Source organism: Helicobacter cetorum MIT 99-5656, assembly GCF_000259275.1.
In the GTDB taxonomy this organism is placed as follows: domain Bacteria; phylum Campylobacterota; class Campylobacteria; order Campylobacterales; family Helicobacteraceae; genus Helicobacter; species Helicobacter cetorum.
Map to the genome: position 1 here is coordinate 653,901 of NC_017735.1, position 20,690 is coordinate 674,590.

Annotated in this window: 24 protein-coding genes; 13 read left to right on the forward strand and 11 right to left on the reverse strand. The window is 36.1% G+C overall.

Annotation, left to right across the window (positions count from 1 at the left end):
- Positions 1 to 96 precede the first annotated feature (96 nt).
- The 3 genes from efp to HCD_RS03125 are packed head-to-tail and all read right to left on the reverse strand — an operon-like array spanning position 97 to position 2,514.
- A complete protein-coding gene (efp, locus tag HCD_RS03115; RefSeq protein ID WP_014659136.1) occupies positions 97 to 660 on the reverse strand; it encodes an elongation factor P in 564 nt (187 codons plus the stop codon).
- A 21-nt stretch (positions 661 to 681) separates the two neighbouring features.
- Complete coding sequence (locus HCD_RS03120) at positions 682 to 1,605, reverse strand: class II fructose-bisphosphate aldolase (protein WP_014659137.1); 924 nt, start codon at positions 1,603 to 1,605, stop codon at positions 682 to 684.
- Positions 1,606 to 1,632: 27 nt separating this feature from the next.
- The gene (locus tag HCD_RS03125) at positions 1,633 to 2,514 is read right to left on the reverse strand and encodes a foldase protein PrsA (protein ID WP_014659138.1); all 882 of its coding nucleotides are present in this window, start codon (positions 2,512 to 2,514) and stop codon (positions 1,633 to 1,635) included.
- A 175-nt stretch (positions 2,515 to 2,689) separates the two neighbouring features.
- On the opposite strand from HCD_RS03125, the gene HCD_RS03130 reads away from it, so the two are divergent.
- The 12 genes from HCD_RS03130 to HCD_RS03185 all read left to right on the forward strand — a co-directional run bounded on the left by HCD_RS03130 (position 2,690) and on the right by HCD_RS03185 (position 13,339).
- Positions 2,690 to 3,415 (forward strand): EI24 domain-containing protein, encoded by a 726-nt coding sequence (locus HCD_RS03130; RefSeq protein WP_014659139.1) that lies wholly within the window; start codon positions 2,690 to 2,692, stop codon positions 3,413 to 3,415.
- On the forward strand, positions 3,412 to 4,179 hold the full coding sequence (fliR, locus tag HCD_RS03135) for a flagellar biosynthetic protein FliR (protein ID WP_014659140.1): 768 nt from the start codon (positions 3,412 to 3,414) through the stop codon (positions 4,177 to 4,179). The genes HCD_RS03130 and fliR overlap by 4 nt, the downstream gene beginning before the upstream one ends.
- A 10-nt stretch (positions 4,180 to 4,189) precedes the next feature.
- The gene (locus tag HCD_RS03140) at positions 4,190 to 5,365 is read left to right on the forward strand and encodes a molybdopterin molybdotransferase MoeA (RefSeq protein WP_014659141.1); all 1,176 of its coding nucleotides are present in this window, start codon (positions 4,190 to 4,192) and stop codon (positions 5,363 to 5,365) included.
- Between the two features lie 96 nt (positions 5,366 to 5,461).
- Complete coding sequence (gene prfB, locus HCD_RS03145; RefSeq protein WP_014659142.1) at positions 5,462 to 6,553, forward strand: peptide chain release factor 2; 1,092 nt, start codon at positions 5,462 to 5,464, stop codon at positions 6,551 to 6,553.
- Between the two features lie 76 nt (positions 6,554 to 6,629).
- Positions 6,630 to 7,346: a protein phosphatase CheZ gene (gene cheZ, locus HCD_RS03150; protein WP_014659143.1), complete on the forward strand. Its 717-nt coding sequence runs from the start codon at positions 6,630 to 6,632 to the stop codon at positions 7,344 to 7,346.
- Positions 7,347 to 7,348: 2 nt separating this feature from the next.
- The gene (locus HCD_RS03155; protein ID WP_014659144.1) at positions 7,349 to 8,632 is read left to right on the forward strand and encodes a peptidase U32 family protein; all 1,284 of its coding nucleotides are present in this window, start codon (positions 7,349 to 7,351) and stop codon (positions 8,630 to 8,632) included.
- A gap of 60 nt (positions 8,633 to 8,692) precedes the next feature.
- On the forward strand, positions 8,693 to 8,998 hold the full coding sequence (locus HCD_RS03160) for a tetratricopeptide repeat protein (RefSeq protein WP_014659145.1): 306 nt from the start codon (positions 8,693 to 8,695) through the stop codon (positions 8,996 to 8,998).
- Positions 8,989 to 9,447, forward strand: coding sequence for a CiaD-like domain-containing protein (locus tag HCD_RS03165; RefSeq protein WP_014659146.1), 459 nt, complete (start codon positions 8,989 to 8,991; stop codon positions 9,445 to 9,447). Before HCD_RS03160 ends, HCD_RS03165 begins: the two co-directional genes overlap by 10 nt.
- A gap of 136 nt (positions 9,448 to 9,583) precedes the next feature.
- The gene (gene arsR, locus HCD_RS03170; RefSeq protein ID WP_014659147.1) at positions 9,584 to 10,261 is read left to right on the forward strand and encodes an acid response regulator transcription factor ArsR; all 678 of its coding nucleotides are present in this window, start codon (positions 9,584 to 9,586) and stop codon (positions 10,259 to 10,261) included.
- A 30-nt stretch (positions 10,262 to 10,291) separates the two neighbouring features.
- Entirely contained in the window at positions 10,292 to 11,617 is a 1,326-nt protein-coding gene (gene arsS / locus HCD_RS03175; RefSeq protein WP_014659148.1) for an acid-sensing histidine kinase ArsS, read from the forward strand.
- Positions 11,618 to 11,646: 29 nt separating this feature from the next.
- Positions 11,647 to 12,633, forward strand: coding sequence for a porphobilinogen synthase (gene hemB / locus HCD_RS03180; RefSeq protein WP_014659149.1), 987 nt, complete (start codon positions 11,647 to 11,649; stop codon positions 12,631 to 12,633).
- Entirely contained in the window at positions 12,617 to 13,339 is a 723-nt protein-coding gene (locus HCD_RS03185; RefSeq protein WP_014659150.1) for a YebC/PmpR family DNA-binding transcriptional regulator, read from the forward strand. The genes hemB and HCD_RS03185 overlap by 17 nt, the downstream gene beginning before the upstream one ends.
- A gap of 86 nt (positions 13,340 to 13,425) precedes the next feature.
- On the opposite strand, the gene HCD_RS03190 is transcribed toward HCD_RS03185, so the two are convergent.
- A complete protein-coding gene (locus tag HCD_RS03190; protein WP_014659151.1) occupies positions 13,426 to 14,295 on the reverse strand; it encodes a tetratricopeptide repeat protein in 870 nt (289 codons plus the stop codon).
- 207 nt (positions 14,296 to 14,502) lie between these two features.
- Between HCD_RS03190 and HCD_RS03195 the strand changes: the two genes are divergently transcribed.
- Positions 14,503 to 15,615: a glycosyltransferase family 8 protein gene (locus tag HCD_RS03195; RefSeq protein ID WP_014659152.1), complete on the forward strand. Its 1,113-nt coding sequence runs from the start codon at positions 14,503 to 14,505 to the stop codon at positions 15,613 to 15,615.
- 61 nt (positions 15,616 to 15,676) lie between these two features.
- On the opposite strand, the gene HCD_RS08755 is transcribed toward HCD_RS03195, so the two are convergent.
- The 7 genes from HCD_RS08755 to eno all read right to left on the reverse strand — a co-directional run bounded on the left by HCD_RS08755 (position 15,677) and on the right by eno (position 20,677).
- The gene (locus HCD_RS08755) at positions 15,677 to 16,462 is read right to left on the reverse strand and encodes an outer membrane protein (protein ID WP_014659153.1); all 786 of its coding nucleotides are present in this window, start codon (positions 16,460 to 16,462) and stop codon (positions 15,677 to 15,679) included.
- A gap of 45 nt (positions 16,463 to 16,507) precedes the next feature.
- On the reverse strand, positions 16,508 to 16,855 hold the full coding sequence (locus tag HCD_RS03205) for a hypothetical protein (RefSeq protein WP_014659154.1): 348 nt from the start codon (positions 16,853 to 16,855) through the stop codon (positions 16,508 to 16,510).
- A 199-nt stretch (positions 16,856 to 17,054) separates the two neighbouring features.
- A complete protein-coding gene (locus HCD_RS03210) occupies positions 17,055 to 18,011 on the reverse strand; it encodes a PDC sensor domain-containing protein (protein WP_014659155.1) in 957 nt (318 codons plus the stop codon).
- 10 nt (positions 18,012 to 18,021) lie between these two features.
- The gene (locus HCD_RS03215; protein ID WP_014659156.1) at positions 18,022 to 18,516 is read right to left on the reverse strand and encodes a shikimate kinase; all 495 of its coding nucleotides are present in this window, start codon (positions 18,514 to 18,516) and stop codon (positions 18,022 to 18,024) included.
- A 3-nt stretch (positions 18,517 to 18,519) separates the two neighbouring features.
- A complete protein-coding gene (locus HCD_RS03220) occupies positions 18,520 to 19,104 on the reverse strand; it encodes an AMIN domain-containing protein (RefSeq protein ID WP_041594887.1) in 585 nt (194 codons plus the stop codon).
- 24 nt (positions 19,105 to 19,128) lie between these two features.
- Positions 19,129 to 19,404, reverse strand: coding sequence for a hypothetical protein (locus HCD_RS03225; RefSeq protein ID WP_014659158.1), 276 nt, complete (start codon positions 19,402 to 19,404; stop codon positions 19,129 to 19,131).
- A complete protein-coding gene (gene eno / locus HCD_RS03230) occupies positions 19,397 to 20,677 on the reverse strand; it encodes a phosphopyruvate hydratase (RefSeq protein ID WP_014659159.1) in 1,281 nt (426 codons plus the stop codon). The genes HCD_RS03225 and eno overlap by 8 nt, the downstream gene beginning before the upstream one ends.
- Between the last annotated feature and the right edge of the window lie 13 nt (positions 20,678 to 20,690).

The following is a 20,690-nucleotide window of genomic DNA, read 5'->3' on the forward strand; positions in this document are numbered from 1 at the left end:
TAAGTAAGGGGCTAACAAACCCCTTTGCTACAGAAAGTATTGGACTCTATTAGCATTGATTAAAAACTACTTTTAATCAACTATATTAGACACACCCTACTTGACCTTTTCAAGATACTCTTCTGTTTCAGTATTAACCTTAATCACTTCGCCTTCTAAGACATGGAAAGGCACTTGCACCACTGCACCTGTTTCTAAGGTCGCTGGCTTTTTACTCGCACTTGAAGTGTCGCCCTTAAAATTAGGAGCGGTTTCTACAATCTTTAGAGCCACAACCTGTGGCACATCTACCGAAATGGCCTTGTCATTGTGTAACAAAACTTGCACTTGCATGCCATCTAACATCCATTTAGAAGCATCGCCCACTTGAGAGTCATTCAAAGCAATTTGCTCATAACTTTCTATATCCATGAATTGATAAGCATCGCCATCATGATAGAGATATTGCATCGTCTTTTCTGCTAAGTTTGGCTCCTCGCACTTATCCCCAGCATGAAAAGTCTTCTCAATCACCTTACCATCCAAAAACGACTTGATTTTTGCACGCACAAATGCCGCACCCTTACCGGGCTTAACATGTTGGTATTCTACAATTCTATAAGGAACACCGCCTAATTCAATTTTCAAGCCTTTTTTTAGCTCGCTCATGCCAATTGCCATTTTATTTCTTTCCTTGTTTGATTAAATTTTATTAGAACTGCCCAAGAGCTTCATACGCTCTTTAACCACATTCTTGAGAGCCAATTGAGCTGGAGCAAAGAACTTTCTCAAATCAAACTGACTCTTATCTTCATTGCCTATCCTACGCACTTCTGCTATGAAAGCAATCCTTAAATCCGTGTCGGTATTAACCTTATTAATGCCCCCCTTCACTGATTCTTGCAAAAACTTAAAAGGCACACCCTTAGAACCTTTTAAATCACCTCCAGCATCCAAATAAGCCTTTCTCACATCATCAGGTATCGCACTCGCCCCATGCAAAACTAAGGGAATATTTGTTAGCCGCTTTACTTCTAATAAACGCTCAAAGTCTAGCTGTGGTTCACCCTTGAATTTAAACGCCCCATGACTTGTGCCAATGGCTGGGGCTAAGTAATCCACTTGAGATTCTTTGACAAACTGCTCTGCTTCTTTAGGGTTTACTAATACAGCATCCTTTTCATCTACAGAAATATTGTCTTCAATTCCCATTAAACGCCCTAATTCTGCTTCCACGCTCACTCCAGCATTATGTGCCATTTTTACCACTCTAGAAGTCAATTCTAAATTTTCTTCAAAAGCATGATGAGATGCATCAATCATTACAGAGGTAAAGCCCGCTCTCACGGCATTCTCACAACTCTCAAAAGTTGTTCCATGGTCTAAGTGTAAAGCTACAGGAATGTGGGGGTAGCGTTCGCACATAATTTTTACCATGCCTACTGCCATATCAATTCCCATGTATTTAATCGCCCCTTCACTCGCTTGAATGAAAAGCGGAGAATTTTCCTCATTACCTGCTTCAAAAATAGCGTTCAGCATTTCAAAATTAACAAAATTAAATGCCCCTACCCCATAGCCTTCTTTATGAGCTTTCAATAAAATTTCATTACCATTAACTAGCATAATAAATACCTCATTAAATCACTTGGCTTATTTGTTGATAACAATTTTAGCTTGCTTCCTTAGTTGCTCAATTTTTTGATTCATACGCTCTTGGAAACGCTTTTCTTGTAGCATTCCTTGAATGGTAGGTTTAGCCTGCTCGTAAGTATAAGTCGTAGGATTATCTTTTGAAATCAAGTAGATGACATGATAGCCAAACTCTGTTTTAACAGGGGTTTTAGTGTAATTACCTGGAGTCAAAGCAAAAGCTGCCTTAGAAAAATCTGGAGCCATCTGATTTTTTTGAAATTTACCCAAATCGCCGCCATTTTGTGCATTCTTACTATTAGGGTCAATAGTATCACGATTAGCTAATTCAATAAATTTGGCTTCCTTTTTGGTCTTAGGCTGTTTGTCAATTTCAGAAATAATTCTCTTCGCTTCATCTTCGCTCTTGACTAAGATATGTCTTGCGTGAGCTTCTTGCTTAACAAAAATTTGGTCTTTATTAGCATTGTAAAAATCTTGCATTTCCTTCTCAGGAATTTTAACTTTTTTCACTTCCTCAGCCTGTTTTTTCGCCCAAAATTCCACTAAGGCTTGCTTTTTTACCGCATCAATCATCGCCTTAAACTCTGGAGTGCTATCTAGCTTCTCTGTCTTGGCTTCATTCTCTACTAAAACGGTGCGAATGGCTTGCTCAATGAGAGCTTCTTTTTCATTATCTTTGAGCTTGTCAAAATCAAAATTTGGGTTGCGTTGCTTAATCATGTCAAAATCACTCTTAGTGATTGGCTTACCATCTACGGTAGCTAACACACTATTTGCTGAAGCACTAGTTGTCTTTTTTGCGTTATTAGTAGGCTTAGCCACTAAAAACGATGCGCTTAACACACTTACTAACGCTAAACTTAAGATACCTTTTTTCATTGTGTTTACTCCACTTAAACTAATTTTCATAATCAAACTCGCATTATAGCAAGTTTAAATCAAAAGTCTATATTCTTTTGATTAATCCTTAATCAAACTTTAAATATAGATGAGATTAAGGAACTTTATGCTTAAATTACCCCTTAAAGTCAAGTTAAAAGTGGGGCTTCATTCAATGGTTTCCTATTTGTCTATTCTTTCTAAAAGCTCTAAAGATTTTCTAAGCATTAGAATGCTTATTCTTAATCTTGCTCCCTTAGTTGTAGCCATAGCGTTTTTTGGAGCTATTTTTTACTACTACAATGATAATATCGTTAGCTATTTTGAAAGTTTGCTACCCCAATCCTTGAGTGCTTATACCCATTCTCAAGGCATTTTTGCAAGTTTGTTTGCATGGGTTCTTAAGATATTAGTGTATGTGCTTATCTTTTGGATAGTGATTCTTTTAAGCTTAATCACTAATATTTTTATGTCTATTTTTTATACCCCCTTGGTTGTCTCTTACTTACATCAAAAATATTATTCTCACATCGTTTTAGAAAGTTTTGGCTCAACCCTTTTTTCTACCAAGCATTTTATCAAAGCATTAATTCTTATGCTTTTCTTTATGGCACTTTTAACGCCCTTATACTTCATTCCCCTTATCGGTATCTTTTTTTCTATGATTCCACATTTTCTCTTCTTCAAAAACACGATGAATTTGGATATAGGAAGCTCTATTTTTAACGCTAAAGATTATCAAAAATTACTCAAACAGCACAAACTCAAGCATTATCGTTTTTCGTTTTTTTGTTATCTCTTTTGTTTAATCCCTTTTTTCAACTTCTTTGCAACTTTATTACAAACCATTATGCTAACACATTACTTTTTTATCCTAAAAGAACAGCAAGAACCTAAATGACAGATTTTTTACAAGAGCTCAATAGCCCCCATATCAAGGACTTTTTCTTATTGTTTTTAAGGGTTAGCGGTGTGCTATCTTTTTTCCCTTTTTTTGAAAATAATTTAGTGCCATTATCGGTGCGTGGAGCCTTGAGCCTGTATGTGAGTGCGATTTTTTACCCCAGTTTAGCGTTTTCAAGCTTCACTTACACGCCTGAGAGTTTTATCATTGCATGCTTATGTGAGCTATTTTTAGGGGTGTGTGCATCTATCTTCTTACAGATAGTCTTTTCAAGCTTAGTGTTTGCAACCGATAGCATTAGCTTTTCTATGGGACTCACTATGGCAAGTGCTTATGACCCCATTTCTGGCTCACAAAAACCTATTGTAGGACAAGCCCTTTTATTATTAGCGATTTTGATTTTACTAGACTTGTCTTTCCACCACAAAATTATTTTATTTGTGGAGCATAGTCTAAAGGCTGTTCCTTTAGGGCAATTTATTTTTGAACCTGAGTTAGCTAAAAGCATTGTGAAAGCCTTTTCACATCTCTTTGTGATAGGATTTTCTATGGCGTTTCCTATTTTGTGCTTAGTGCTATTGAGCGATATTATTTTTGGCATGATTATGAAAACACACCCCCAATTCAACCTACTTGCTATCGGTTTTCCAGTTAAAATTGCGGTTGCGTTTGTCGGCATTATTTTAATCACTTTTGCTATCATGGGGCGTTTTAAAGATGAAATCAGCCTAGCCTTTAGCACGATTAGCAAAATATTTTAAAGGATAAAACATGATTAGTTTTAAAGAAGCCCTAAAAATCAACTCTAGCATTCCCCTAAAACCCTTAGAAATAGAGACTATCTCTTTATTTGAAAGCGTAGGGCGTGTTCTAGCCAATGATATTATTTGCACCCATGCTTTGCCCAAATTTAATCAAAGTGCCATGGATGGCTATGGTTTTAAAACACAAGATTTAGGCAAAAAAACTAAAGTCATTAAACACATCTTTGCTGGAGAAAATTCAAGCTCTTTAGAAATCAAAGAGAATGAATGCGTTAAAATTATGACCGGAGCTATGGTGCCAAAGGGCGTAGAAACTATCATTCCTATAGAATGCATGCTAGAGAGCGATAAAAATTTCGCCCTAGCTCCCAAAGACTTCAAAACTAATGCTAATATCCGTTTAAAGGGCGAAAACGCTTCCTTAAACAGCGTTCTAGTAACCAAAAATACCCATTTGAATTATGGGCATATCGCACTCATTGCATCTCAAGGATTAAGAGAAATCAAAGTGTTTAGAAAATTAAAAATCGCCCTATTCAGTAGTGGCGATGAATTAGTGCCTTTAGGGCAAAACGCCTTAGAACACCAAATTTATGATGTCAATTCAGTAAGTATTTTTAACATGCTTAAAAACTATAACACGCATTTTTTAGGCATTTTAAAAGATGATAAAGACTTACAGCTCAAACAACTTGAATTACAAGACTATGATGTTATCCTTTCAAGTGCAGGAGTGAGTGTGGGGGATAAAGACTTTTTTAAAGACGCTTTGAAAGAAAAAAACGCCCTATTTCATTATGAAAAAGTCAATCTCAAACCCGGAAAACCCATAACTTTAGCTCAGCTTGATACAAGTATTGTTGTGGGCTTACCCGGTAATCCTTTGAGTTGCTTATTAGTTTTACGCACTTTGATTTTACCCCTACTAGAGCGACTATCCTTAAACAAAGACTTTGGGTTAAAAACCTTCAAGGCTAAAATTAATGCCCCCCTAAAGCTTAAAGGCAAACGCACGCACTTGATTTTAGGCAACTATTTAGAAAACAAATTCATTCCCTACAATAATAATCATTATGAAGCCGGAGCCATTCAAGCTCTAGCACAGGCTGATACAATCGCTTTAATTGATGAAGGAGTAGAATTAGTTCAGGGCGAAATTGAAATTTTAAGGTTTGAAAATTAACCCCTTAATTTATCCAAATCCTAATTCTTACACTTATACATTCAAAATGATATAATTATGTGATTCTGAAAAACCCCTACTTAAAAGGTTCTGTCTGTGGATAACTATACCTATAGTGAATTATTAAAAAGCTTACAAAACAAATGCGACAATATCGCTCAAATCATCAAACCTGATGAGATTAAGCAAGAATTAGAACGCATTCAAAAAGAGCAAGAAGACCCTAATTTTTGGCAAGACGCTTTGAAAGCTAGAGACATCAATAAAGAAAAGGTGCGTTTGACTCGTTTGCTAGAAACCTATCAAAAAACCCAAAACGCTTTAGATGAAAGCCTAGAATTATTTGAGCTCGCTCAAAATGACAACGATGAAGCTACCCTATCCTTACTTTATGAAGAAGCCCAAGACTTAGAACACAGCGTTCAAAAAGTAGAGATTGAAGTCATGCTTAGTGGTGAAAATGATAACTCAAACGCCATTATTACCATTCAGCCGGGTGCTGGGGGGACTGAGAGTCAAGATTGGGCGAGCATTTTATATCGCATGTATTTGAGATGGGCAGAAAGAAGGGGCTTTAAAAGCGAGATTTTAGACTATCAAGATGGCGAAGAGGCGGGTATTAAAGGGGTAGCTTTTATCATTAAAGGCGAAAACGCTTATGGCTATTTGAAAAATGAAAGCGGGGTGCATAGGTTAGTTAGAATCTCACCCTTTGATGCGAATGCCAAACGCCATACAAGTTTTGCAAGCGTGCAAATTAGCCCAGAATTAGATGATGGTATTGATATAGAAATTGATGAAAAAGATGTGCGTTATGATTATTATAGGGCTAGTGGGGCGGGCGGTCAACATGTCAATAAGACAGAGAGTGCAGTAAGAATCACGCATTTTCCAACAGGCATTGTGGTGCAATGTCAAAATGACAGAAGTCAGCACAAGAACAAGGCGAGCGCTTTAAAAATGCTTAAATCTAAACTTTATGAATTAGAATTAGAAAAACAACAAAATAGTGCCAAAAACGAAGAAAAAAGCGAAATTGGCTGGGGACATCAAATTAGAAGCTATGTTCTAGCCCCCTATCAGCAAGTCAAGGACGCTCGCTCAAATAGTGCCTATAGCAATGTAGAGGCGATTTTAGATGGCGATATTGATGAAATTTTAGAGGGTGTTTTGATAGCTAAAGCTTAAGTATGCTAGAATTACAGCAATTGGCTACGAATATGGAATGCTTTGATAAAATGCGATTTTATGTGAGGAATTAAAAATGACACAAGAAGAACTAGATGCTTTAATGAATGGTGGCAACCTAGAGAGCTTAGATGACATAAAAGAATCCACCAACAATTCTCATAACGATTCACAAGAAGAAGACTCTAAAGATAGTGAAAAAATGACTGTCAAAAAAGAAGATGCTGAAAAATATGGTAAGATTAGCCCTAATGAGTGGCCACCACCTCCCCCTACTGAAGAGCATAAAATCGTGCATCAATTAGATGATGTTACAAGAGATTCTGAGGCTAAAGCAACACAGATTTTTGACCAATTAGATTTAATTGGTGCGGGTGCAGATAAAATCGTTAAAATGGTGAAAAAAATCCAAGAACCCCTAAAAAAACACCAAGAGATTTTTGAGAATTTACATACCAATTTTCCTAGCATTGAAGCTTTTAAAAACGCCTTAGAAGAGCAACAAGAAATGTTAACCTCTCTCAAAACCATTAAAGAAGAAGCTGAAGGATGTTCTGATGGCTCCATGCAAGCTATGGATATTATGCAGTTTCAAGACATTCATCGCCAAAAGATTGAAAGGGTCGTTAATGTCATGCGTGCACTTAGTCAGTATATGAACTCTTTATTTGAGGGCAAGATTGATGATTCTAAGCGTGTGAGTTCTGCCACTTATATCGCTGGTGATGAAAAAGAAGATTTAGCGAGCGCTGATGATATTGAAGCCTTAATTGCTTCTTTTGGAGCTAAGTAATTTTGAATAAAATTGCTGAATTGCTCTCTCCAGCGGGTAATTTAAAAAAACTTAAAATCGCTTTGAATTATGGTGCCGATGCGGTTTATGGGGGAGTAAGTCATTTTTCCTTACGCAATCGTGCGAGCAAAGAATTTACTTTGGATTCATTTAAGGAAGGGATTGACTACGCCCACAGCTTAAATAAAAAAGTCTATGCCACGATTAATGGCTTTCCTTTTAACGCCCAACTCAAACTCTTAGAAGAGCATATTTCTAAAATGGCAGAGCTTAATCCTGATGCTTTTATCATCGCTACTCCTGGTGTTGTAAGATTAGCTCAAAAAATCGCTCCAAACATTCCTATCCACTTATCTACACAAGCAAATGTTTTAAATGTGCTTGATGCGCAAGTGTTTTATGATATGGGGGTTAAGCGCATTGTGTGTGCGAGAGAATTAAGCCTAAATGATGCCATTGAGATTAAAAAAGCGTTGCCTAATTTAGAATTAGAAATCTTTGTGCATGGGAGCATGTGCTTTGCATTTTCTGGGCGTTGCTTGATTTCAGCCTTACAAAGTGGGCGTGTGCCAAATCGTGGCAGTTGTGCGAATGATTGCAGATTTGATTATGAATATTATGTGAGAAACCCCGATAATGGCGTAATGATGAGACTTGTTGAAGAAGAGGGTGTAGGCACACATATTTTCAATGCCAAAGATTTAAATTTATCAAGTCATATTGCTGAAATTCTAAGCTCTAATGCCATTAGCGCACTTAAAATTGAAGGGCGCACTAAGTCTGATTATTATGCCGCACAAACCACACGCATTTATCGCTTGGCTATTGATGATTTTTATCACAATATCCATCGCCCTAATTTCTATGCTGATGAATTGAACACGCTTAAAAATAGGGGCTTTACCGATGGCTATTTAATGCGAAGACCCTTTGAAAGGCTTGATACACAAAACCACCAAACAGCCATTAGTGAGGGAGATTACCAAGTTAATGGCGAGATTACTGAAGATGGACACTTTTTTGCATGCAAATTCACCACTACCACCAACATCGCCTATGAAATCATCGCCCCAAAAAACGCCACTATCACGCCCATTGTCAATGAGATTGGCAAAATTTATGCATTTGAAAAGCGCTATTACTTGGTGCTGTATAAAATTCTTTTAGAAAATAACACCGAATTAGAAACTATCCATAGTGGGAATGTCAATCTAGTGCGTTTGCCAGCCCCTTTGCCCGCTTTTAGTTTTCTGCGCACTAAGTTAGGGTCTAAGAGCTTGAATTAATTATAGCTTTAAGTAAGATAGAGTATTCTTTTAAATGACTATTTTAAAAAGAGAAACACCATGCAATTAGAAACAATCACGCTCGCTAACATTTATGAAGAACAGGGATTTCAAGAAGAAGCGTTACAAATTTATACCAACATTTTAAAAAAAAATCCTAACCATAAAGAAGCTTTAAAACATGTGGAACGCTTGGCAAAAGTTCCCAAAGATACTGAAAGCACTAATGAAAACACTCATGCTTATCTCAAAAAAGACTTTGAGCCAGTCTTAAATCCGACCCTAGAAGAACACTATTTAAACTTTATCAAAGGAAGTGGTTTGAGCTTAAATACTTTAGAAAAATGGCTTGTAGAATGGAATTAAAAAATATTATTTCAGAAACCCTTAATGAAATTCAAAAAGTGGCTAAAACCATAGATGACGAATTTGATGTTACTAAAAAGGTGTCGTCATTTTTCAAAACGCCCCCTTGCTTGCAAAACGCACAAAATACAAATGAAACAACAAATACCACCTTAGAACAAGAAAGTGTCTCTAAAACTAATCAAAAGATGGAAAAAGAAGAAGAAACACAAGAAAAAATTATAGAAGAAACCATAACAGAGACTTCCGAGAAAACTTGCGTTTCAAACGAGCAAGTTTTTTTAAAAGATTTATTAGACAGAACCCTAGTACTATTTAAAGGAATGCAAGCCTTAGAGCCACAAGAAGCCATAGAGCGTTTGGATTTGGTGGTGCATTTTTTAGAATATCAATTGAGCGTGCTTGAGAAGCGTTTGGAATTTTTAGAACAAGAGCCTAAAGAGTGCTAAGTCTTTTTAGCTTTTTGTTTTTAGGTTATCTTTAGTAAGAAAGTGTTAGAATTAAATTTTTAATAACATTATGAAATCAAAGTTTGTGGTTTTAAAGACTTATAAAATTCAAATATAATGAAGGAGTTAGCTAAACATGGTAGAAGTTTTAATGATAGAAGATGATATTGAATTAGCCGAATTTTTGAGCGAATTTTTATCTCAACATGGCATTCATGTAACTAATTATGATGAGCCATATACCGGCATTAGTGCGGCTAACACACAAAATTATGATTTGCTTTTATTGGATTTAACCTTGCCTAATTTAGATGGCTTAGAAGTGTGCAGACGCATTTCCAAACAAAAACATATCCCTATTATTATTTCTTCGGCAAGGAGTGATGTAGAAGATAAAATTAAAGCGTTAGATTATGGGGCTGATGATTATATTCCTAAGCCCTATGACCCTAAGGAATTATTAGCCCGTATTCAATCTCTACTCAGACGCTCTAGCAAAAAAGAAGAGAGCAATGAACAAGGCGATTTGAGTGTCTTTAGAGTGGATAAGGATAGCCGAGAAGTCTATATGCATGAAAAGAAGCTAGACTTAACCAGAGCGGAATACGAAATCCTTTCTTTATTGATTAGCAAGAAGGGCTATGTATTCAGTCGTGAATCTATCGCCATAGAGAGCGAAAGCATTAACCCTGAAAGCTCTAATAAGAGTATTGATGTGATTATTGGTCGTTTGCGTGCTAAAATTGAGAAAAACCCCAAACAACCACAATACATTATTTCCGTTAGGGGAATTGGCTATAAACTAGAATATTAATGCCAGTTCAGAATTAAGGAGTAAGGGGCTTTGCGTTTTTCTATCTTTTCTAAAGTCATCATTTTATTTTTGATAACGCTCTTTAGTTTTGGGGCGTTCGCTTACTACTTTGTGTATTCTCAAATGAATCATGAAAGCCATCAAAACGAAATGCGCCACTATCAATTTGTTACCACGATTAATGAGATTTTGAATAACTACTCTGATTATGGAACCGTAGAGGACTATCTCTATAAAATCGGATTTAGAGAAACCACGATAGATAATTTAGAAAAAATTTTAGCTAAGAGACGCAGTCAAATTTTACGCCATAGAGAAATAGGGCATGCGGAGGTGTTTAAATTCAGCGATAAGGTTTTTATCCTTTTAAAAAAGAACGAACATTTTGTGCTTTATAAAGACTTGCATTCCATTTCATACAGAAATTATTTCTTTGCGATTACAGCAGGTTTACTACTCATTTTACTACTCTTTTTATTTGTTTTACAAAGCTTGTTGCCCTTAAGAGAGTTACGCATGCAAGTGCATCGCTTTGCTAAGGGCGATAAAGAGGTTATCTGTAAAAGCGACCAAAAAGATGAAATAGGAGATTTAGCTAACGAATTTGACAATTGTATTCAAAAAATCAATGCCATGAATGAATCACGGGTTTTATTCTTACGCTCTATCATGCATGAATTACGCACGCCTATTGCTAAAGGTAAAATACTCACCGCTATGCTAGAAGAAGAGTTGTTTCAAAAACGCTTCACATCTATCTTTGACCGCCTTAACATGTTGATTGAGCAATTCGCTCGTATTGAACAACTCGCTTCTAAAAATTATACGAGCAATAAAGAAAAATTTTTAATGAGTGATTTAATGGATAGGGTTGAAAAAATGCTTTTAATTGATGAGACTAAAGAAAGCCCTATCCATTTATCTTCTTCACACTACATTATTGAAGCGGACTTTGACCTGTTTTCTATCGTGCTAAAAAACATGATAGACAATGCTATCAAATACAGCGATGACAAACAGGTTTGTATAGATTTCATAGGAAATGACTTGGTCGTTTCTAATTATGGAGAGCCTTTAAAAGAAGATTTTGAAAAATACCTACAGCCTTATTTTAAAGCTGCTAATCCTAGCGAAGCCCATGGTTTTGGACTTGGCATGTATATTATTAAAAATGCCTTAGAAGCTATGGGGTTGGAATTGAGTTATCATTACAGCAAAGGGAAAAATTGTTTTAGCATTCATGATTGTGTTTTCAATAATTTTTGCGACTTAGAAGACAATGAAGAAGCAGTTACCCCCCCCCCCCCAGAAAAAATCAAAAAGATAGAAGAAGTCAATTTTGGAACTAAAAGCTAAGAGTTTAATTTTTTTAATAAAGAGAGACGATGTTTAAGAGACTACGCCGTATGCGTTCTAATCAAAATTTAAGAGATTTAGTAACAGAAATCAGATTAAACATTAAAGATTTTATCGCCCCCTTATTTGTCATAGAAGGCAATAATATTAAAAACGAGATTAGCTCTATGCCTGAAGTGTATCAAATGAGTATTGAACATGTTTTAAAAGAGTGCGAAGAATTACAAAGTTTAGGTATAAATGCAATCTTACTTTTTGGCATACCTAAAGAAAAAGACACGCTAGGTAGCCATGCCTTAAATGAAAATCACATTGTAGCAAGAGCGACTAGAGAAATTAAAAAACGATTTCCTAATCTTGTAATTGTGGCGGATTTGTGCTTTTGCGAATACACAGAGCATGGGCATTGTGGGATTTTAGAAAATGGCTGTGTTAATAACGATAAAACGCTAGAGATTTTAAACGCTCAAGGGATAATCTTAGCAGAAAGTGGGATAGATTTGCTTGCTCCAAGCAACATGATGGATGGGAATGTGCTAAGTTTAAGAAAAGCCCTAGATGGTGCAGGTTTTTCGCATATGCCTATTATGAGCTATTCTACTAAATTTGCTAGTAGCTATTATGGGCCTTTTAGAGATGTGGCAAACTCCACGCCTAGTTTTGGGGATAGAAAAAGCTATCAAATGAACTATGCCAACAGAAAAGAAGCCCTTTTAGAAAGCTTGGAAGATGAAAAGCAAGGGGCGGATATTTTAATGGTAAAGCCCGCTTTAGCGTATTTAGATATTGTTAGAGAAATTAGAAATCATACTTTACTACCCTTAGCGGCGTATAATGTGAGTGGGGAATATGCGATGTTAAAACTCGCTCAAAAGCACAACTTAATTAATTATGAAAACACTTTATTAGAAACGATGACTTGCTTTAAAAGAGCGGGCGCAGATATTATTATTAGCTATCATGCCAAAGAAGTAGCAATTTTATTAAGAAAGGAATTAAATGGGAAGAGCATTTGAATACAGACGAGCCGCTAAAGAAAAACGCTGGGATAAGATGAGTAAGATTTTTCCTAAACTTGCTAAAGCTATCACTCTAGCGGCAAAAGAAGGTGGGGGAGACCCAACTACTAACGCAAAGCTTCGCACAGCCATTTTGAATGCTAAGGCACAAAACATGCCTAAAGACAATATTGATGCAGCCATTAAAAGAGCCACGAGTAAAGAGGGTAATTTAAGCGAAATCACTTATGAAGGCAAGGCAAATTTTGGTGTGCTAATTGTTATGGAGTGCATGACAGATAACCCTACTAGAACCATTGCTAATCTCAAAAGCTATTTCAATAAAACTCAAGGGGCAAGTATTGTGCCTAATGGCTCTTTAGAGTTTATGTTTAACAGAAAAAGCGTGTTTGAATGTTTGAAGAGCGAAGTAGAAAATCTGAAATTAAGCCTTGAAGATTTAGAACTCGCCTTAATTGATTATGGTTTAGAAGAATTAGAAGAAATAGAAGATAAGATTATTGTTAAGGGGGATTATAATAGTTTTAAACTTTTAAATGAAGGGTTTGAAAGCTTGAATCTACCTATCTTAAAAGCTGGTTTGCAACGCGTTGCTACAAGCCCTATTGAATTGAATGATGAGCAAATGGAATTAACTGAAAAATTGCTAGATAGAATTGAAGATGATGATGATGTGGTGGCACTTTATACAAATATTGAATAAAAGAAGAGCCTAGACTTCAAAACTAAGCTCTAAAAGAACCTTTTTCCTACTCGCTCGCCCCCCAAAAAAGGACTTACTACTAATATCTAATGCTTATTATGAATCATTTCTAACATCTTGCAACTACTACTAAAGCCCAAAGAACACCCTTCTTTGTAAAATGAAGCCGCTTTAGGCAAATCTTTTGTGGCACCCTTACCATTGAAATACATAGCCGCAACATTATGACAACCACTTCCATCCTTTAAATGGCAACCCTTTTTATAAAGAGCCATGGCTTGCTGTTCATTTTTGCCCACATGTATACCGGTCTCATACATGTAGCCCAAGCCCACACAACTTGCCCCATTCTTTAAATGGCAACCTCTTTTGAAACTCGCGAGAGCTTTTTTTAAATCTTTTTCTACACCTTTTCCGTTTCTATACATATGCCCCACAAGATTACAACTAATCCCATAATCCAATCTGCATGCTTTCTGAGCATAATAAAAGGCCTTAGAATAGTCCTGCTCGACACCCACACCATTAAAATACATAAAACCTAAACCACCACAGCTCACTCCACCCATAAGATGGCAACCCCTTCTATAGTAGGACATCGCCCTTGAAAAGTCTTTTTCCACCCCATCGCCATCCTCATACATAGAACCTAGGCTAGCACAACTAAGATTGTCTTTCAGACTACAACCCCTCTTATAGTAATCAACAGCCCTTGAAAAATCCTGCTCCACACCATCGCCATCCTCATACATAGAGCCTAAAGTCGTGCAACTAACACCCACTCTCAAATTACAACCTCTCTTGTAAAAAGATACCGCTTGCTGATAATTTCCATTCTTAAGGGCTTCATTACCTTTCTTAAGATACCCCTCACCTGTTGTAGCCATCAAACCACTAAGGCAACCTACCACTACCATCAACATAAAAACCAATTTTTTAGTCCGGCTGTTTATCATTGTATTCCTTAAAAACTATAAGTCTAAACTCCAAAAGGCATCTGAATTCAATAAAACCCCACCAAAGTAAAAACTCCAATCTAATTATGTTATTATAGTATAATATTACTCAACTGAATAAAATTCTTTGATTTAATTTTCTAAGAATACCAAACAAAATATTGGGCTTTGAGCCTACATAGTTGGGAAACAAGAGAGTAACAAAAGATGAGCGTGGTCATTCCTATTGTTGTAGCCTTTGATGATAATTATTGTATTCCAGCTGGTGTGAGTTTATATTCCATGCTAGAGCATGCCAAAAAAGAAAGAGATAATCAAAAGCTTTTTTATAAAATCCATTGCTTAGTGGATCATTTGAGCGTAGAAAATACAGAGAAACTACAACAAACCATAGCTTGTTTTAGCCATTTTTCTAGCATAGAATTTTTAGATATTTCAGCTCATCAATCTTCTTGTGTTGCATCAATAGAGCCTTCTGTGACTGATAAAATCAATCAAGCTTTCTCACAGCTCAATATTTATGCTAAAACCCGCTTTTCTAAAATGGTTGTGTGCCGCTTGTTTTTGGCTTCACTCTTTTCCCCATACGAAAAAATCCTAATGTTTGATGTAGACACTTTGTTTTTAAATGATATAAGCGAAAGCTTTTTTATCCCCATAGAAGAATATTATTTTGGAGCCACTAAGGATTTTTCTTCCCCAAAGAGTCTCAAACATTTTCACAATATAAGAGAAAAAACCCCACGCGCTACCTTTTCTCTCTATGAGCATTACCTTGCCAAAGAAGATTTGCAAATCATTTTAGAGCATAATTACAATGTTGGATTTTTAATCGTTAATTTGAAACTATGGCGTGTTGATAATTTGGAAAAACGATTAATGGACTTAGTTTATCAAAAGGGGCAAAGTGTGTTCTGCCCCGAACAAGATATCTTAACTCTTGCGAGCTATAAAAAAGTCTTGGTATTACCCTACATCTATAATACCCACCCCTATATGATTCATAATCAATCCTTTATCCCCAACCAACAAGAGATAGTGATGTTACATTTTTATTTTGACAGAAAGCCTTGGATTTTGCCCACATCTCCATGCTCTAAAGAGTGGCATGACACTCTTTTAAACACGCCTTTTTGTGCTGAATATTCCATGCGATTTCTCAAACAAGTCACCGAAGCGCTAAGTCTTAAAAATAAGCAACAATCCTTTGAATTTCTTTTGCCCATACTAAATGTAAAAACTCTCATAGAATACATCTTTTTTGGATTTAATAAACTCCTAGCACGCCTAAAAAACAAGCTTACCAAAACCTATAACTAATTATTGATGAACCATAACCCTTTATTTTAAAAAACAATCAAAGTGTTTTGTCTCTCTAAATTTAAAAGTTATAAGTGTAAGCTAAGTAGAATGCATATTGGCGTTTGTAAGTGAGATTTGTGCCACTAGGATAATCCTTGAAATAATACCCCTTAATGATAGGAATTTTAATCCCCATTTCTATACTATTATGCTTGTCAATATTGGTGTGCAAACCAAAATCAAAAAGTGCCTGAGCGTAGCTAGGCATCACTTTTGCATGTGAAAGGCTTTTAGCAATGCTAATAAGCCTTGATGCTTCACTGCTCTTATAAGTAACCCCACCTAAAGCCACTCCAAGAAACAAACCAAACGAACACCTTCTTCTCTCAAACACATTACATAAAGCATCTATTCCACCCCCATAACCAAACAAATCCATTGCATTTTGACTTGCAAAATTCGCATGACAATAATCAAAAAACGCGTAATAACGCAAACCAAAATACTTAGTCGCTCCAAAAAATTGCTTGTAACCAATTTTAGTGCCTATGCCATATAAAAGGGCTGTAGTAGAAGAACCTATGGTGCTTGGGGTAATGATAGGCATTAAACTTGGCATCGCAGAGTTATTTTGTTGGCTCACGCTGGCTAATCTCGCAGTATTAACTGGTTTGGATACTTCTAGAGTATAGAACACATAATCAATGCCTAATTGTACAACATAATTAGCATCCAATAAATTAAGCTGGTCTTGCAAACGCCCCACATAAGCTAAAAGTAAAGCTAAATCTGAATAGGCGATTTGCTTGTGCAAATCATTTGTGGTAAGTGCGCCAGAATTTGTGTCTGTAATTTTAGGTGGCACTAGGTAACTTTGGAATTGACTGAGTAATTCTTGTGTGTTTTTTAGTTAACCTTGAATGATTTTCATACTTGGTTGTGTTCGGGGCGTATGTGATAAAGTTGCAATGGCTTTTTTCATAAGGTCTACTTGGTTTTCAAAAGCAATCAATGATTGGCTTATAGAATAGGTCTTTGAACCTATTTTGGTAGGAAAATCAAAAGTCCCGCTAGAATTTTTCATCTGTGTTAAAATAGCGGATATATCATTAATAGCGTTAGATAAAAGAGCCTTAGCTTCAGTAGCCCTTAGACCGCGACCTGGCTCACCCAGAATGCCTTGTTCCCCCCTATCGCCTTTGTCCCCCTTAACCCCTAAGGGTTGTGGAGCATAAAGCGTGCGATCAACTTGTCCCATTTACTCATAAAAAACCCATTACTTTCAGCATGACTCAAACTAGAAATGAAGGCTAGACCCAAAATGATTTTATTTTTTCTCGCTTCTATCCCTTTTTGATTAAATGATTAGTAAATAGATTATACAAAAAAAACAAAAAAGGGTAAAAAAATTAAAAAATGCTAGATTAAAGGGCTTAAAAAACCCTTTTTACACACTCTTAGCGTTCTCGTTTAGGCAACACACTATAAGCGAATTTAACATAAATAGCTAAACTAATTAAAAGCACCGCCACGCCTATGGCTAAATACACCGCATAAGTGATTTTATCAGGTTCACTCACACTGAATTTAAACACAAGCATGAGAGCTTCAATCGCTAGTGCGATAATGATAGAGCCTAAAAACCTAATCATGGTGCGATGGATAGCGTGGTGGTTATCCCCACTATTCTTGCCCAATACTTCTTCTTCAAAAATCGCTTTCACCAAGTCAAAGGTAGCTAAGGCTAAGGTTAAAAGCACAATGGGGTGGAAGACTTCTTTAATATCAAAACTGCTAAAATTAACAATCGCTGTTGCAAAGCTAGAAATACATTTCACAAATAAGAGTAACGACACTAAAGTGAGCATGACAGAAATCATAAAATACATGACCATGCTTCCCTCACTAAAGGCTTTGAAATATTTTGAAGGCGAACTAATGGCAATCGCTACTCTTAGAGGAATTTGCAAACACACTACAAACATTAACTCATTATTTTGGTCATACACCGGATAAGACGCACTCACAATCAAATGATTTCCCTTTCTAGAAGGATAGGGGTCAGTTAGTATGCAGCGCTTCTCATTCACGGCTTGATAAAAATAATATTTATCGCTAAAACTAGCATTAGGCTCTAATTCAATGCCTTCTAGCAAATCATGCTCTAGCAACCCTTCCTTACGCCCTTGCTTTTTAAAATGGCTCGGCATAAGCACTAACATGCCCTTAGAATCTAAAACAAAAAAGCTCTTTGACATTTTGATTTCAGCATTCATCTTGCTGATTTGCTTGATTAAGTAATCCAAAGTGATTTCTGGAAGGTGGTTACGAAGATTGTGCGTAAACAAATAGGTAAGGTAGGCATATAGCTCAGTGCGAATCTTAGAATACTGGATAATATCTCTACTTAACATCAAATATCCTTCAAACAAGTTTGTATAATTGTAGCACTTGTTCTAAAGAGTTTTTTAAACCGCATCTAGCATTAATGATAAATGAAGCGTTTTCTTCATAAAGACCTTGTCGGCTTTCAAAAAGCTCTTTCGCTTGGGTGAGATTTTTTAAAAGGGGGCGTTTGTTTCTCTCATGTGCACTCAAACGCTTTATAAGAGACTCAAAATCAATTTTTAAATAAAAAGTTGTGCCTAAGCCCTTAAAATTATCATGCATAATAATTCCCCCACCGGTAGAAATAATATGGGGGGTTTTAAGGCTCTTAAGCTCATCAATTAAATTTCTTTCAAGCATTCTAAAATTATCTTCGCCAAATTTTTCAAAAATTTCTTTGATATTTAGACCCACTCTTTCGCTAATAAGCATGTCTGTATCTAGCACTTCTAGTTTCAAGATAAGCCCTAATTCTTGAGCTAACGAGCTTTTACCGCTTCCCATAAAGCCAATTAATACAAGATGTTCCATGCCCTATTTCAATTGCAATTCATACGCCCCATCTTTTTCTTTTAAGGCGTAGTTGTATTTTCCATCTAAAACGAGCGTGATACGATAATAATTATTATGCGTTCCAACTCTAATTTGAGAAAAAAATTTCTGTTTCAAACTCAAATTTTTATAGATGTCTGAAGCGCCTTTTTGGACATCCAGAACAATTCTATAGGGTTTAACCAGCACAAAAGAGCGTAAGACTTTATAAGGGGAGCGTAAAATCATAGTGTTGTTTGTAATTGAAAAATCAAAATCTTGAATTTGATAGCGTTTTTCAATTTTAGTTTGATTAAAGGTGTATTGAGAGAGTTTTAAAGGGTAATGCCAATCAATTCCTTTATCAATATCCACCACTTGAGAATGGATGGAACCATCAATATCTTGATAGGTAAGCGTGATTTGTTTTAAAATCCTAGCACTTGTGGGCAAATCTACACTGATTTCTTTAAAGTAATCATCATAAGTCCCACTAAAACCCCCTTGCATATTTTTGGAAGTTATTTCAGGCTCAAAAGGATTGTCTCTAGCTAATAACACACAACAAGTCATAACAAAACTTATCATCTTTTTTGCAAACACTCAGTTTCCTTAATCTCTAGGTCGTAACTCTCTCAACTCAAACAAACGCTTCTGCAATCGTGCATTCTTACTTTGCAATTCTGTGATTTCTTGTTGCAAGTGCTTGTGCTTGTCTTTTAAATCCAAATAAGTCTCTAAAGACGAAACCCCAAAAAGCAAATTGCCCAAATAATACCCAAACCCAAGCAATAAGAGAAAAAAGACAATAAGAGAACGATTGCTATAGAAAAAATCTCGTGCTTTATTGTCTTTTAATACATCACTTTCAAAAAGGCTCTCAACCATTTTTAAACAGCTCTTTACCCAAATAAATGCCTTCTTTTAGTTCATGCTCAATTTCTAAAAGGCGGTTGTATTTAGCGATTCTTTCACTTCTTGCAGTTGAGCCGGTTTTAATTTCTCCGGTATTTAATGCCACAGCAAAATCAGCAATAAAGCTATCTTCACTCTCCCCACTCCTATGGCTCATCACGCATTTATATGCATGCAATTTAGCTAATCTAATCGTTTCTAAAGTCTCGCTAATGGTGCCAATTTGATTAGGCTTAATCAAAATCGCATTCGCAATATTTTTTTCAATGCCTTTTTTTAAGATACTCGCATTAGTTACAAACAAATCATCGCCCACTAGCTGGATTTTATGCCCTAGCTCTTTACTTAAAAATTCCCACCCTTTCCAATCATCTTCACTCAAACCATCTTCAATAGACACAATCGGGTATTTTGAAACTAATTCTTCATAGTAGGCGACTAGTTCATGCACATTTAAAACTCTATCTTCGCCCTTTAAATGATAATGACCTTTTTCATCTACCAATTCACTACTAGCCACATCTAAAGCAAGCGCTATCTCTTCACCTAGTTTGTAACCGGCTTTTTCAATGGCTTGAGAAATAACTTCTAAAGGTTCTACATTATTTTTAAAATTAGGTGCAAAGCCCCCTTCATCGCCCACGCTTGTAAGCTGATTTTTCTCATCTAGGAGTTTTTTAAGCACCTGATAAACTTCTGCACTTGCCCTTAAAGCTTCTTTAAAACTCTCAAAACCTAAAGGCATAATCATGTATTCTTGAAAGTCTATAGAATTATTTGCATGCGTTCCGCCATTAATGATATTAAGCATAGGCACAGGCAAAGTTAAAGCGTTAGCCCCCCCTAAATAGCGATACAAAGGCATGTTTAAAGACTTCGCACTAGCCCTTGCTAATGCCATAGAAACGCCCAAAGTGGCGTTCGCCCCTAAGTTAGAATAATTAGGCGTGTTGTCTAATTCTTTTAAAACCTTATCTACTAAAGCTTGATTAAACGCATCAAGCCCTACTAAATTATCTTTAATCACACGATTGACATTTTCACATGCCTTTAACACGCCTTTACCTAAAAAGCGTGTTTTATCATTATCTCTTAATTCCAAAGCCTCTCTTTTACCTGTGCTTGCCCCACTAGGCACAATCGCACTGGCTTTGGTATTATCACTTAGTGTAATGGTTGCTTGAATGGTAGGATTACCCCTACTATCCATAACTTCCAAAGCAGAAATATCTTTAATGCTTATCACTCAAAATCCTTTA

Coding starts and splice junctions, on each gene's coding strand:
- efp (WP_014659136.1), bottom strand. CDS start 660: ATGGCAATTGGCATGAGCGAGCTAAAAAAAGGCTTGAAAATTGAATTA.
- HCD_RS03120 (WP_014659137.1), bottom strand. CDS start 1,605: ATGCTAGTTAATGGTAATGAAATTTTATTGAAAGCTCATAAAGAAGGC.
- HCD_RS03125 (WP_014659138.1), bottom strand. CDS start 2,514: ATGAAAAAAGGTATCTTAAGTTTAGCGTTAGTAAGTGTGTTAAGCGCA.
- HCD_RS03130 (WP_014659139.1), top strand. CDS start 2,690: ATGGTTTCCTATTTGTCTATTCTTTCTAAAAGCTCTAAAGATTTTCTA.
- fliR (WP_014659140.1), top strand. CDS start 3,412: ATGACAGATTTTTTACAAGAGCTCAATAGCCCCCATATCAAGGACTTT.
- HCD_RS03140 (WP_014659141.1), top strand. CDS start 4,190: ATGATTAGTTTTAAAGAAGCCCTAAAAATCAACTCTAGCATTCCCCTA.
- cheZ (WP_014659143.1), top strand. CDS start 6,630: ATGACACAAGAAGAACTAGATGCTTTAATGAATGGTGGCAACCTAGAG.
- HCD_RS03160 (WP_014659145.1), top strand. CDS start 8,693: ATGCAATTAGAAACAATCACGCTCGCTAACATTTATGAAGAACAGGGA.
- HCD_RS03165 (WP_014659146.1), top strand. CDS start 8,989: ATGGAATTAAAAAATATTATTTCAGAAACCCTTAATGAAATTCAAAAA.
- arsR (WP_014659147.1), top strand. CDS start 9,584: ATGGTAGAAGTTTTAATGATAGAAGATGATATTGAATTAGCCGAATTT.
- hemB (WP_014659149.1), top strand. CDS start 11,647: ATGTTTAAGAGACTACGCCGTATGCGTTCTAATCAAAATTTAAGAGAT.
- HCD_RS03185 (WP_014659150.1), top strand. CDS start 12,617: ATGGGAAGAGCATTTGAATACAGACGAGCCGCTAAAGAAAAACGCTGG.
- HCD_RS03190 (WP_014659151.1), bottom strand. CDS start 14,295: ATGATAAACAGCCGGACTAAAAAATTGGTTTTTATGTTGATGGTAGTG.
- HCD_RS03195 (WP_014659152.1), top strand. CDS start 14,503: ATGAGCGTGGTCATTCCTATTGTTGTAGCCTTTGATGATAATTATTGT.
- HCD_RS03205 (WP_014659154.1), bottom strand. CDS start 16,855: ATGGGACAAGTTGATCGCACGCTTTATGCTCCACAACCCTTAGGGGTT.
- HCD_RS03210 (WP_014659155.1), bottom strand. CDS start 18,011: ATGTTAAGTAGAGATATTATCCAGTATTCTAAGATTCGCACTGAGCTA.
- HCD_RS03215 (WP_014659156.1), bottom strand. CDS start 18,516: ATGGAACATCTTGTATTAATTGGCTTTATGGGAAGCGGTAAAAGCTCG.
- HCD_RS03220 (WP_041594887.1), bottom strand. CDS start 19,104: ATGATAAGTTTTGTTATGACTTGTTGTGTGTTATTAGCTAGAGACAAT.
- HCD_RS03225 (WP_014659158.1), bottom strand. CDS start 19,404: ATGGTTGAGAGCCTTTTTGAAAGTGATGTATTAAAAGACAATAAAGCA.